We start from the raw sequence: 11,573 nt of genomic DNA, 5'->3' as shown, positions 1-11,573 counted from the left end.
CGCCAACCGCGCCGCCCGCGCCGGTGGCGACCGCGCCGGCACCCGCCGAGCCTCCGGCGAAACCCCCTGCGCCGGCACGAACGTCCCTGCCGCACCCCCGGGCGACGCCGACCACGCGAACTCCGCCCGCATCCGCGTCAACGCCGCCAACTCCGCCCACGACGTGCTGCCACGCCGCCGGAACCGCCGCCGCGCCTGCCCCGCCAACCCCCACGCCGTCACCGGATCGCCCTGCAACAACGCCGCCGCCGCACGCGCCAACTCGGCCTCCGCCAAGTCCTGCCCCACCCGACGCCGCCGCAGCACCACCAGCGCCTCGTCCAGCTGCCGCGCCGCCTCGTCCGCCAACCCCGCGGCCAGCATCACCCGGGCCCGGTCGATCTGCGTGCGCGCCACCAGGTCCGGCGCCAACACCCGGAACACCCGCTCCGCCTGCTCGTGGCACGCCAACGACCGGGGCACGTCACCGGTCAGGTGCGCGATGTCGCCGAGGTTCCCCAGCGCCTTCGCCTTCATCAGCGGCAGGTCGTCCGCCTCCGCCAGGTCGATCGCCCGGAGCACGTCCCGCTCCGCCGCCTCCGGCAGCCCGAACGCGATGTGCGTCAACCCGCGGTTCACCAGCGCCGTCGCCAACGTCGCCGTGCCCACCGCCCCCGACGCCCGGCCGTCCTCCAGCTGCCGCACCGACTCGTCGTACAGCGCGATGGCCTCCGCCGTCCGCCCCGCGCGGTGCAGGATCAACGCCTGCTGGTCCTTCACGATCGCCCGCAACCCCACCGCGTCCGGGCCCTCGGGCAACGTCGACACCAGCTCACCCGCCGTCCGCAGGTGCGCCAGACCGTCCTCCACCGACCCCGTCTCGGCCTCCCCGTACGACAGGGTGATCAGGATCCGGATGCGGACCGTGGTCGCTTCGACGCCCGCCGATATCACGGGCAGTGCACCAAGTGCACGGCGCAACAACGTCACGGCATCCGCCGGACGACCCGCCGACGCCGCCCGATAAGCCTGTTTGTGCAGGCCGGAGGCTACTTCGACACCACTGGGAACGGACGGTGACAGCGGCAGGGCAGCACGAGAGGCGGACACGTCCCTATGCCAGCACACAGAACGTGTCCGAGAAGCCGTCTTGTGGAGGTTATGGCTGAGCCGAACGGGTTACTCTCCGTGAGTTCACCGTTGATCAACCGACCGTGACGAGCCCGTCCGCCCTCACAACATGATCGTCGGCGTCACGACCGTCCGACCGGGCTCACCCCGCGAGTTCACCAGGTGCACCACGATCTGCGTCGTCCCGGCCGGCACGTCCGACAGCACGAAGCGGCCACCGTCGTCCGCCTTCGTCGTGCTCGACGCGTGCTCGGCCACCCGCACCTCGACCGTGTGCTCACCGGCCGGCACCAGCCAGCCGTCGATGCGGTGCCGGGCGCCCGTGGACGTGAAGTTCACCATCAACGTCAGGTTGTCCACCGTGAACGTGATGGTCCCCGGGCTGCCGCCACGCACGCCCGCGAACGAGCCCGCGCGCTCCCAGCGGGCCACCTCGACGTCCAGGTTCTCCAAAGCCACCGCGAACTGGATGCGTTCGACGAGCCCCGGCGGGGGCGCGTCCAACTCGTACACCAGGCGGTTCAGTTCCGTGAGGACAGCGGTGTCCTCTTGGCCTCTGCGGTCATCGCGCGGGTCGATGTCGTTCACCGCGATCCTCCTTCCGCGTCGAGATGTGTGCGCAACGTGGTCAAGCACCGGCCCCTGGTCGGGCCGATGCTGCCGCGTGGCATGGACAGTGCTTCGGCGACCGCGCGGTACTCCGCCCGGCCGGCCAGCACGGTGAGCCGCAGCAGTTCCTGGCACTTCTGCGACAACCGGCCGAACGCCCGCCACAACCGGTGGTCCCGGTCGGTGACCAGGGCGGCGTCCTCCGGCAGGCCGTGCTCGCTTTCCAGTTGTTCCGCCAGCTCGTCGGTCAGCGCGGCTTCCCTCCGGGCGGGCGTCCAGGTGCGCTGCGCCTCGCGGCGCGTCGCCACGACGAGCCACCCGGCCAACGCGCGCGGCTCGACCAACCGGTCGAGGTGGCGCAACAGCGCGAGCCAGACCGTCTGCACCACGTCCTCCGCGGTGCTGCGGTCCAGCCCGTGTCCTCGTGCGACGTGCCACACCAGCGGTGTCAGGTCGGCGACCAGGACGTCCAGCGCCCTGCGGTCGCCGTCGCGCGCGGCGACGACGCAAGCCGCGTGCCGGTCCGTGCCGTCAAGCCCCTCCCACGGTGGGCGCTCACCGGCCGTGCGCAGTTCTCCCACGTCGTCACCTCCTTCTCGGCGTCCCCCAGCCGGAGCTGATCGTCACACACCACCTGGTCAGTCGCGGCGGCGGTCCGCGATGCCCCCCTCGCACCGCGGACCGCCTCCCCCCTCACTGCGGGTGACTCCCGGTCGGCACCCCTCGAAGCCGACCGACCGCCACCTCGTCCCCCAGAGCTTTCAGTTGGTGCTGACCTGCGTGCCGGTGACGTCCACCGGGACGCTGTGCGTCTGGTGGTGGCCGGTCGGCGTGGCCGGCGGCGTGTCGCCGACCAGCGGGTCTTCCTTCACCTTGACCAGGTCGGTCACGGCGTTGGTCGGGGCGGCGGGCTCGACGGTCAGCACTTCGGTGCCGTCGAGCGCCGCCCCCACGTCCACGGGTTCGAGCTCGTCGACGCCAGGCGGAGTGGCGTTCATCGCGGGCCTCCTCAGTCGGGGTTGAGGATCGGTCATCAGATAAGGAGTGAGTAGTTCTACGCTGGATACATCGAGCGCTGTTCACATTTGACGCTTACCTCCTGTCAACCCATAATCGCAGCTCAGACCTCTTTTTGCTCTCCTCATCGCGTCCCTCCGGGCCGCCCGCCCTCCGCCTCCGCCTCGAACCGGTGACGTGCTTCAAGATCACCCGGACGAAGTAACCGGGCCGTCGTCCGGCAACGATTCGGCCCGCGAGAACGTTGCCGGGATGGAAGGAGGCGGCGCACGGCGGAGCACCCTGGAGACCAGAGGTGCATGCGCGGACGCCTGCCCATGCGACGTGGCCGTCGGTATGGTCTAGACCATGCTTGAGGTTATCGCGTTGGACGCCGTTGACGCTGTCGCTGCCCAAGAAGGTGGCGCGGACCGGGTTGAGCTCGCGGTCGACATGGGGGCCGACGGGCTGACGCCCCCGGTTGCCGTGCTGCGGGACGTCCTGTCCGCCACCGACCTCCCGGTGCGGGTCATGTTGCGGGACGGGCCGGGGTTCGCGCCCCGCGACCTCGACGGGCTGCGGCGCGACGCCGCGGTGTTGCGGGAGGCCGGGGCGGGCGCGTTCGTGTTCGGGTTCCTCGACGGCGACGGGCGGGTGGACGTGGCGGCGTGCGCCGCGCTCGCCGCCGAGGTCGAGGAATGCGCCTGGACGTTCCACCGGGCACTGGACAACTCGGCCGACCCCGAGGCCGCGTGGGCGGTGGTGGGGGAGTTGGGGTGCGACACCGTGCTGGCCGCCGGCAGCCCGCGCGGGGTGGCGGACGGGTTCCCGGCGTTGGAGCGGTTGGCGGGCCGGCAGGCGGCGACGGCCCTGTTGGTCGGCGGCGGGCTGAAGGCGGAGCACGTGCCGCGGCTGAAGTCCTTCGGCGTCACCGGGTTCCACGTCGGCGGCGCGGTGCGGCCGGGCGGGTGGGGCGCGCCGGTGTCCGCCGACGCCGTGCGCGGCTGGGTCCGGCTCGTCCAGGACCCGGTGCGCTGAGGGCAATCCGGCTCCCGTCGCAATCTGGTCTAGACCGCTTGCCGACCCGGCATTAGCATCCCCGTTGCTTCCCGTGAAATACGCGTTGCGTATGGCGCAACGACGATACAGCGGAAGGGTGGGCGAGGATGCGGTTCGTAGTGGCAGCAGCCGTGGGCGCCGTCGTGCTGGCCGGGTGCGCCCCGGTCCAGTCCGGCTCGGCCCCCGCCGGCGGTGACGAGCAGACCGGCCGGCTCCGGGTCTGGCTGTTCGACGAGGTCAACCGGGGCCCGAAGGAAGCGGTCGTCAAGGAGGCGGTCACCGAGTTCCAGGCCGCGCACCAGGGCGTCACCGTGGACGTCCAGTACATCCAGGTCCAGACCCGCGCCGAGCGGTTCAAGGCCGCCTTCAGCGACCCCGAGAGCGCCCCCGACGTCGCCGAGTTCGGCAACACCGACCTGGCCGGCTACGTCGCGGGCGGCGGGTTCGCCGAGCTCGACCTCAACCAGTGGCCCGACGCGAAGGACCTCCTGCCCGCCGTCCTCGACACGGGCAAGGTGGACGGCAAGGTCTACGGCGTCCCCTGGTACGTCGGCGTCCGCGCCCTCTACTACCGCACCGACGTCTTCCAGGAGCTGAACCTCCAGCCCCCGACGAAGCTGGACGAGATCGCCCCGCTCGCCCGGCGGATCCGCGCCGCCAAGCCGGACCTGCTCGGCATCTCCGCCGGCGGCAAGTACACCTACGGCGCGATGCCGTTCGTCTGGGCCAACGGCGGCGAGATCGCCCGCAAGGACGGCGACAAGTACGTCTCCGCGATCGACAGCCCGGAGTCGAAAGCGGGCCTGCGCCAGTACACCGAGCTCATCGCGGACGACATCTGCCCGCCCGCCCAGTGCGCGGGCAACGGCGGCGACGCGAGCGTCGAGGCGTTCCGCGCCGGCAAGGCGGCGATGGTCGTGGGCGGTGACTTCAACCGCAAGTCGGTCGACGCGTCCAGCGCCGCGGGCAAGTACGCGGTCGTGCCGCTGCCGGGCAAGAACGCCGGTGACATCGCGCCGGCGTTCGCGGGCGGCAACCTGCTCGGCGTGCTGAAGGGCAGCGAGCGCAAGACCCTCGCCACCGAGTTCGTGCGGCTGCTGGGCGGCAAGGCGTACCAGCGGAAGATGTTCGACGCGATGGGCAACCTGCCGACGTTCGGCGACGTCCAGGACGAGGTCGCGAAGGCGAACCCGGTGCTGGAGCCGTTCATCAAGACCCTGGACGCGGGCACGCGGTTCGTGCCGGTCACCCCGGACTGGGCCAAGATCGACGCGCAGGCCGTGCTGCCGACGTTGTTGCAGCAGGTCGCGGCCGGCGGGGAAGACCTCGACCGGGCGGCGGCGCAAGCGGCCCAGCAGATGAACGCCGCCTTCGGCTCATGATGCCCGCGCGGAGGGGCGACGGGCGGGTCGCGTTCACCTACCTCGCGCCCGCCCTGCTGGTGCTGGTCGGGCTGATGGGCTACCCGATCTACCAGCTCGTCGTGATCTCCCTGTTCGACTACGGCCAGGAGCAGGTCAGCGGCGGGGCGCCGCTGACCTTCCTGGGGCTGGGCAACTACGCCGACCTGCTCCGGGACGCCCGGTTCTGGGCCGTGCTCGGGCAGACGGTCGCGTTCGCGGCGGTGTGCGTGGTGGGCACGCTGCTCGTGGGCACGGCGCTGGCGGTGCTGGTCACGAGGGTCCGCACGTGGGCGCGGATGGCGTTGTTCCTGGCCGCGCTGGGCGCGTGGGCGACGCCCGCCGTGGCCGGGTCGACGATCTGGCTGTTCCTGTTCGACGCCAACTTCGGGTTCGCCAACGAGCTGCTGGGCACCACCGGGTTCTCCTGGACCTACGACAAGTGGGTGGCGTTCGGGCTGGTCGCGGCGCAGGTGATCTGGTGCTCGTTCCCGTTCGTCATGGTGACGCTCTACGCGGGCATCAAGGCGATCCCGGGCGAGGTGCTGGAGGCCGCCGCGCTGGACGGCGCGAGCACCGCGAAGGCGGCGACGACGGTGATCCTGCCGCTGCTGCGGCCGCTGCTGATCGTCGTCACGATCCAGTCGATCATCTGGGACTTCAAGGTGTTCACCCAGATCTACATCATGACCAACGGCGGCGGCATCGCCGGGCGGAACCTCGTGCTCAACGTCTACGCGTACCAGCAGGCGTTCGCCGCCTCGGAGTACGGGCTGGGCGCGAGCATCGGCGTGGTGACGACGGTGCTGCTGCTGATCGTCACCGTCGGCTACCTGCGGGCGCTGCGGCGGAGCGGGGAGGTCCTGTGAGCCCGACCGGACGGCGGGGCAGGCGGAGCGGGCGGTGGGCGGCGGAGGCCGTCACGGTCGCCGTCGCGGCGGTGGTGGCGTTCCCGCTGTACTGGATGGTGCTGACGGCGTTGAAGCCGGAGGCGGAGGTGATCTCGGCCGACCCGCGGCCGTGGACGCTGGCGCCGACGTTCGACAGCTTCGTCCGCGCCCTGACCGTGCAGAGCTTCGGCCGGTACCTGCTGAACAGCGTCGTGGTGGCGGTCGCGGTGGTGCTGCTGAGCCTGCTGCTGTCGTTCCTGGCGGCCACCGCGCTGACCCGGTTCCGGTTCCGCAGCCGCACCACGTTGCTGGTCATGCTGCTGGTGGTGCAGATGGTGCCGGTGGAGGCGCTGACCATCCCGCTGTTCTTCGTGATGCAGTCGGTGCGGGACGTGGCGCCGGTGTTCGGGCTCAACCACCTGGGCTCGCTGGTGCTGGTGCACCTCGCGTTCAGCCTGCCGTTCGCGATCTGGATGCTGCGCGGGTTCGTCGCGGCGGTGCCGGTGGAGCTGGAGGAGGCGGCGACGCTCGACGGCGCGTCGCGGTTCCGGTTCCTGTGGCAGGTGTTGTTCCCGTTGGTGGCGCCTGGTTTGGTGGCGACGAGCGTGTTGTCGTTCATCCACGCGTGGAACGACTTCCTGTTCGCCAAGACGTTCATCATCTCGGCGGCGGAGAACCAGACGTTGCCGCTCGCGTTGCAGGTGTTCGTGAAACCCGACCAGAACGACTGGGGTGCGATCATGGCCGGTTCGACGTTGATGACGATCCCGGTGCTGGTGTTCTTCGTGCTGGTGCAGCGGCGGCTGGTCGCGGGCCTGGCCGGGGCGGTGAAGTCGTGATCCTGCCCCGTCCGGTGTCGTTCCGCCGCGGCGCCGGCGAGGTGCCGTTCGACGGCGCGTTCGAGGTCGAGCGGGTGGCCGGCCCCGCCGAGGGCTACCGGCTGTCGGTGACGTCCGACGGCGTGCGCGTGCAGGCGTCCGACGACGCCGGCGAGTTCTACGCCCGGCAGACGTTGCGGCAGCTCAGCGGGCCGGACGCGTTCCGCGCCGTGCCGCCGGGGGCCGTCACGCTGCCGGTGTGCGCGATCGAGGACCACCCGCGGTTCGCGTGGCGGGGCGTGATGCTGGACGTGGCGCGGCACTTCCTGCCCAAGCACGACCTGCTGCGGTACGTCGACCTGCTGGCCGTGCACAAGCTGAACGTCCTGCACCTGCACCTCACCGACGACCAGGGCTGGCGGTTCGAGTCGCGGCGCTTCCCGCGGCTGCACGAGGTCGGCGGGTGGCGGCCGGACTCGCGGTTCGGCGACCGGCGGTCCGGCGGGATGGCCGGGCGTCCCCACGGCGGCTACTACACCCAGGACGACCTGCGGGAAGTCGTCGCGTACGCGGCGGCACGGCACATCACCGTGGTGCCGGAGATCGACGTGCCGGGGCACAGCCGGGCGGCCGTCGCCGCGTACCCGGAGCTGGGCACGTCACCGGGCGGGGTGTGGACCGACTGGGGCGTCAACCCCGCCGTGCTGAAGGCCGACGAGTCCACTGTGGACTTCTTCCGGCAGGTGTTCGACGAGCTGCTGGACGTGTTCCCGTCCGAGGTGGTCGGGCTCGGCGGCGACGAGGCGGAGGGCGGCGACGGCCGGTTCGTCCGCCGCGTCGCCCAGCACCTGCACCAGCGCGGGCGGCGGCCGTTCGGCTGGGACGAGGTGCTGGCCGTCGGCCCCCTGCCCGCCCGGACGGTGATCGCGTCGTGGCGCGGCGAGCAGCCCGGCCTGACCGCGCTGGACCGCGGCCACGACGTGGTGATGTGCCCGGAGGAGCACGTCTACCTGGACTACCGGCAGTCCGACCACCCGGACGAGCCGATCCCCGTCGGCACCGTCACGACCCTCGCGGACGTGTACCGGTACGAGCCGGCGGCGGCGGACCGGGTGCTGGGGGCGCAGGCGAACCTGTGGACCGAGCACCTCGACTCGCCGCGGCGGCTCGACTACGCCGCCTTCCCCCGGCTGAGCGCGTTCGCCGAGGTCGTGTGGAGCCCGCCCGAGCGCGACGAGGCGGAGTTCCTGGCCCGGCTGGCCGAGCACCACCTGCCGCGGCTCGACGCGCTCGGCGTCGAGTACCGCCCCCTCGACGGTCCCCGGCCGTGGCAGGCGCTCCCGGGCGTGCCGGGCTTCCCGCGGTGAGGGTCGGCGGCACTCCGGCGCTCACCCTCCGGCGCTCACCCTCCGGCGCTCACCCTCCGGCGCTCACCCTCCGGCGCTCAGCCTCGGGCGCTCAGTCCTCTTCGGGCATGATGAACCACGCCGCGATGTAGAAGACGGCGCCGGCGCCGAACCCGAAGAGGGTGGCGGCGACGAGCAGGATGCGCAGCAGCGCCGCGTCCACGCCGATCAGCTTGGCGACGCCGCCGCAGACGCCCGCGACCATCTTGTCGTTCCGGCTGCGGCGGAGCTTCTTGACCTTGTCGGTGGCTTCGGTGAGCACGTCGTTCGTCATGGCTCAAGAGTGCTCTGCCAGGCGCTTCAGGGCATCGGGGGCGCACCCTGACTTCACCCGGACCCCCGGTCTCAGGGTGGCACGACTCCCGGGGTGTCACGACGCTCAGGGTGTCACGGCTCTCGGGGGTGTCACGACTGCCGCGGTGCCACGACGACCTTGCCCCTGAGGTCGCCCGCTTCGGCCCGGCGGTGCAGTTCGGGGAGGTCGGCGAGGCCGTGCCGCTCGGACACGTCGAGCGCGACCACGCCCCGGTCGACCAACGCCACCAACGCGGTGAGCTGGGACGGGTCGAAGCGGGTGACGACGTGGGCGTCGGGGGCGTCGCTCCTGGTCGCCGAGACGACGACGTCGCCCAGCCGGGCCACCTCGGCGTCGGCGACCAGGTTCAGCACGACGTCGAACCGCCCCGACGGGCCGTGGCCGACGACGTCGTCCGCGCCCAGCCGTCGCACGGCGTCGGCACTGCGCGGGGACGCGGTGGCGGTGACGTGCGCGCCCGCGTGCTTGGCCAGCTGCACCGCGAACCCGCCGATCCCGCCGCCCGCGCCGTTGACGAGGACCCGTTGTCCCGCTTGCACTTCCGCGTGCTCGAACACCATCTGCCACGCGGTCAGGCCGGCCAGGGGGAGGGCGGCGGCGTCGGGCAGCGGGACGGCGCGCGGGGCGGGGACGAGCCGGTCGGCGGTGGTGACGGCGTACTCGGCGGCCGCGCCGTCGATCCAGCCGATCACGGGCTCGCCGTCGACCGTGCCGGCCACGTCCCAGCCGAGCGTGCGCGGCAGGGGGAGCGGGAAGATCCCCGCCCGCACCGCCACCTCGGTGGGGTTGAACGACGTGGCCGCCACCTCCACCAGCACCTCGCCCGGCCCCGGTCGGGGGATCGGGATGTCCTCGACCACGATCACCCGCGGGTCGCCGTACTCATGAATCCGTGCGCTCTTCACCTGATCACCGTAGGAAGCCGCACCGAGACGATCCATGCTTGGACGTCCGCTGTTCATGTTCAATCGTCTTGTGGACGTGCTGAGCGACGTGGTCGCGGTGATGCGGACGGGACGGCCCGTCGCTGCACGGGTGGCGTGGGAGGCTCCGTGGGCGCGGCGGTTCGAGCCGGTGCCGGGAGCGTCCGGGTTCCAGGTCGTGCTGGAGGGCTCGTGCTGGCTCCTGCGCGACCACGCCGACCCGGTCGAGCTGCACGCGGGTGACGTCGTGTTCCTGCCCGACGGCCGGGGCCACACGCTCGCGGACAGCCCGGCGACCCCGTTGGCGGAAGAGGCGCACGACCCGGACCTCGCCGCACACCCCGCGCCCGCCAACCCGACCACCGTCACGGTGTGCGGCGCGTACGAGCTGGCGCACGTCCACCCGCTGCTCCGCGACCTGCCGGACACCGTGCTCGTGTCCGGCCCGGAGCTGCACGCCGCCGTCACCCTCCTCGCCGGCGAGCTGGACCACCCGCGCCTCGGCTCGGACGCCCTGGTGCCGTCGCTGCTCGACACGCTCCTCGTCTACCTGCTGCGCACGTGGTTCACCGGTTCGCCGCACACCACCGGCTGGGCGGCGGCGCTGAACGACCCCGTCACCGCGACCGCCCTGCACCACATCCACCGCGACCCGGCGCACCCGTGGACGGTCGCGAAGCTCGCCGCCACCGCCGGCCTGTCGCGCGCCCCGTTCGCCCGGCGGTTCACCGCGCTCGTCGGCCAACCGCCGCTGACGTACCTGACGTGGTGGCGCATGACCACCGCCGCCCGCCTCCTGAAGGACACCGACGCGCCCCTGTCGACCATCGCCGCGCGGGTCGGCTACACGTCGGAGTTCGCCTTCGCCGCCGCGTTCAAGCGGGCGCGCGGAACGGCGCCCGGCCGCTATCGCCGCCTACCCTCGGAGACGTGACCCCCGAGGAGCTCGCCGGAGAGCTGGACCGCGTCGGCTACCTGCCCGACGCGGGCATCGCGACCGCGGCGTTCCTGGCGCTGCGGATGCACCGCCCGCTGTTCTGCGAGGGCGAGCCGGGCACCGGCAAGACGTCCCTCGCCGTGGCCCTGGCGCAGGCCCTCGACCTGCCGCTGATCCGCCTCCAGTGCCACGAGGGCATCGACGCCACCCAGGCCCTCTACGACTGGGACTTCCCCCGCCAGCTGCTGCACCTGCGCGCGCTCGAAGCGGCCGGGCCGGTGGACGCCGAGGCCGCCGAGGCGTCGCTGTACACGCGCCGCTTCCTCCTGGCCCGTCCGCTGCTCCAGGCGTTGGAGGACGCGCCGTGCGTGCTGCTGGTGGACGAGGTGGACCGGGCGGACGACGAGTTCGAGGCGTTCCTGCTGGAGGTGCTGGGCGAGAACTCGGTGACGATCCCCGAGCTGGGCCGGATCGCCGCCGCCACCCCACCGCTGGTCGTGCTCACGTCCAACCGCACCCGGGAGGTGCACGACGCCCTCAAGCGCCGCTGCCTCTACCACTGGCTGGAGCACCCGGACCTGGCCCGCGAGGTCGCCATCCTGCGCCGCCGCCTGCCGGGCGTCACGGAACGCCTCGCGCACCAGGTCGCGTCAGCCGTGCGGCGGTTGCGGGACCTCGACCTGCTCAAGCCGCCCGGCGTCGCCGAGTCACTCGACTGGGCGGAAGCGCTGCTCACCCTGGGCCGCACGGAACTGGACGCGGACACGGCGGCGACCACGCTCGGTGCCGTCCTGAAGTACCGGGAGGACGCCCAGCGCGCCCTTTCGGCCGGTGTGCTGACCGACGTGATCGGGAGCACAATCGTGGGATGACCGGAGGCGGCGCGTCGACCGGGCTCGTGGGGTTCGCCCGCGCGCTCCGGCACGGCGGCGTCGCGTGCGGGCCCGAGCGGGTGCAGGCGTTCGTCGCCGCGACGGCCCACGTGGACCTGGCGCGGCGCGACCAGGTCTACTGGGCGGGTCGGGTGACGTTGTGCGCCGAGCCCGACGACCTGCCCCGGTACGACGCGGCGTTCGCGGCGTGGTTCGGCGGGGCGCCCCCGCCGGCTC

The 11,573-nt window shown here is 72.5% G+C and carries 13 protein-coding genes and 1 pseudogene; 8 read left to right on the top strand and 6 right to left on the bottom strand.

The window, feature by feature from the left end; genetic code table 11:
- The 4 genes from ACFQ3T_RS29165 to ACFQ3T_RS29150 all read right to left on the bottom strand — a co-directional run.
- On the bottom strand, positions 1–933 hold a 933-nt coding region (locus ACFQ3T_RS29165; protein ID WP_380728028.1), incomplete at its 3' end, for a tetratricopeptide repeat protein.
- A 279-nt stretch (positions 934–1,212) separates the two neighbouring features.
- Positions 1,213–1,635, bottom strand: coding sequence for a carboxypeptidase regulatory-like domain-containing protein (locus ACFQ3T_RS29160; protein WP_380728032.1), 423 nt, complete (start codon positions 1,633–1,635; stop codon positions 1,213–1,215).
- 59 nt (positions 1,636–1,694) lie between these two features.
- Positions 1,695–2,300, bottom strand: a complete 606-nt coding sequence (locus tag ACFQ3T_RS29155) for an RNA polymerase sigma factor (RefSeq protein WP_380728026.1) — start codon at positions 2,298–2,300, stop codon at positions 1,695–1,697.
- Positions 2,301–2,480: 180 nt separating this feature from the next.
- Positions 2,481–2,717 carry a hypothetical protein gene (locus ACFQ3T_RS29150; RefSeq protein WP_380728024.1) on the bottom strand — a complete coding sequence of 79 codons (237 nt, stop codon included), beginning with the start codon at positions 2,715–2,717 and terminating at the stop codon, positions 2,481–2,483.
- A 367-nt stretch (positions 2,718–3,084) separates the two neighbouring features.
- Here ACFQ3T_RS29150 and ACFQ3T_RS29145 point away from each other — a divergent pair, with 367 nt between their 5' ends.
- The 5 genes from ACFQ3T_RS29145 to ACFQ3T_RS29125 all read left to right on the top strand — a co-directional run bounded on the left by ACFQ3T_RS29145 (position 3,085) and on the right by ACFQ3T_RS29125 (position 8,249).
- Positions 3,085–3,753 (top strand): copper homeostasis protein CutC, encoded by a 669-nt coding sequence (locus ACFQ3T_RS29145; RefSeq protein WP_380728022.1) that lies wholly within the window; start codon positions 3,085–3,087, stop codon positions 3,751–3,753.
- A 128-nt stretch (positions 3,754–3,881) separates the two neighbouring features.
- Complete coding sequence (locus tag ACFQ3T_RS29140; protein WP_380728020.1) at positions 3,882–5,156, top strand: extracellular solute-binding protein; 1,275 nt, start codon at positions 3,882–3,884, stop codon at positions 5,154–5,156.
- A complete protein-coding gene (locus tag ACFQ3T_RS29135; protein WP_380728018.1) occupies positions 5,153–6,043 on the top strand; it encodes a carbohydrate ABC transporter permease in 891 nt (296 codons plus the stop codon). Before ACFQ3T_RS29140 ends, ACFQ3T_RS29135 begins: the two co-directional genes overlap by 4 nt.
- Positions 6,040–6,903 (top strand): carbohydrate ABC transporter permease, encoded by an 864-nt coding sequence (locus ACFQ3T_RS29130; RefSeq protein WP_380728016.1) that lies wholly within the window; start codon positions 6,040–6,042, stop codon positions 6,901–6,903. The genes ACFQ3T_RS29135 and ACFQ3T_RS29130 overlap by 4 nt, the downstream gene beginning before the upstream one ends.
- Positions 6,903–8,249, top strand: a complete 1,347-nt coding sequence (locus ACFQ3T_RS29125) for a beta-N-acetylhexosaminidase (RefSeq protein WP_380728030.1) — start codon at positions 6,903–6,905, stop codon at positions 8,247–8,249. The genes ACFQ3T_RS29130 and ACFQ3T_RS29125 overlap by 1 nt, the downstream gene beginning before the upstream one ends.
- Positions 8,250–8,340: 91 nt before the next feature.
- Here ACFQ3T_RS29125 and ACFQ3T_RS29120 read toward each other — a convergent pair whose 3' ends face one another.
- Positions 8,341–8,562: a PspC domain-containing protein gene (locus ACFQ3T_RS29120; RefSeq protein ID WP_380728013.1), complete on the bottom strand. Its 222-nt coding sequence runs from the start codon at positions 8,560–8,562 to the stop codon at positions 8,341–8,343.
- A gap of 131 nt (positions 8,563–8,693) precedes the next feature.
- Complete coding sequence (locus tag ACFQ3T_RS29115; RefSeq protein ID WP_380728011.1) at positions 8,694–9,509, bottom strand: NADP-dependent oxidoreductase; 816 nt, start codon at positions 9,507–9,509, stop codon at positions 8,694–8,696.
- Between the two features lie 70 nt (positions 9,510–9,579).
- Between ACFQ3T_RS29115 and ACFQ3T_RS29110 the strand changes: the two genes are divergently transcribed.
- The 3 genes and pseudogenes from ACFQ3T_RS29110 to ACFQ3T_RS29100 all read left to right on the top strand — a co-directional run.
- Positions 9,580–10,461 (top strand): AraC family transcriptional regulator, encoded by an 882-nt coding sequence (locus ACFQ3T_RS29110; protein ID WP_380728009.1) that lies wholly within the window; start codon positions 9,580–9,582, stop codon positions 10,459–10,461.
- Positions 10,458–11,336: an AAA family ATPase gene (locus tag ACFQ3T_RS29105; protein ID WP_380728007.1), complete on the top strand. Its 879-nt coding sequence runs from the start codon at positions 10,458–10,460 to the stop codon at positions 11,334–11,336. The genes ACFQ3T_RS29110 and ACFQ3T_RS29105 overlap by 4 nt, the downstream gene beginning before the upstream one ends.
- Positions 11,333–11,573 (top strand): annotated as a pseudogene (locus tag ACFQ3T_RS29100) (hypothetical protein); the annotation flags it as partial. The gene ACFQ3T_RS29105 and the pseudogene ACFQ3T_RS29100, both read left to right, overlap by 4 nt.

The sequence above is a fragment of the Saccharothrix hoggarensis genome (assembly GCF_042678885.1).
GTDB classification, from domain to species: Bacteria; Actinomycetota; Actinomycetes; order Mycobacteriales; family Pseudonocardiaceae; genus Actinosynnema; species Actinosynnema hoggarensis.
Note: the sequence above shows the minus strand (reverse complement) of the source record. Positions and strands in the feature narration are given on the sequence as shown.

What these genes read in the sequence shown, in the direction of transcription:
- ACFQ3T_RS29150 (WP_380728024.1), bottom strand. Translation starts at nt 2,717, where the DNA reads ATGAACGCCACTCCGCCTGGCGTCGACGAGCTCGAACCCGTGGACGTG.
- ACFQ3T_RS29145 (WP_380728022.1), top strand. Translation starts at nt 3,085, where the DNA reads ATGCTTGAGGTTATCGCGTTGGACGCCGTTGACGCTGTCGCTGCCCAA.
- ACFQ3T_RS29140 (WP_380728020.1), top strand. Translation starts at nt 3,882, where the DNA reads ATGCGGTTCGTAGTGGCAGCAGCCGTGGGCGCCGTCGTGCTGGCCGGG.
- ACFQ3T_RS29135 (WP_380728018.1), top strand. Translation starts at nt 5,153, where the DNA reads ATGATGCCCGCGCGGAGGGGCGACGGGCGGGTCGCGTTCACCTACCTC.
- ACFQ3T_RS29120 (WP_380728013.1), bottom strand. Translation starts at nt 8,562, where the DNA reads ATGACGAACGACGTGCTCACCGAAGCCACCGACAAGGTCAAGAAGCTC.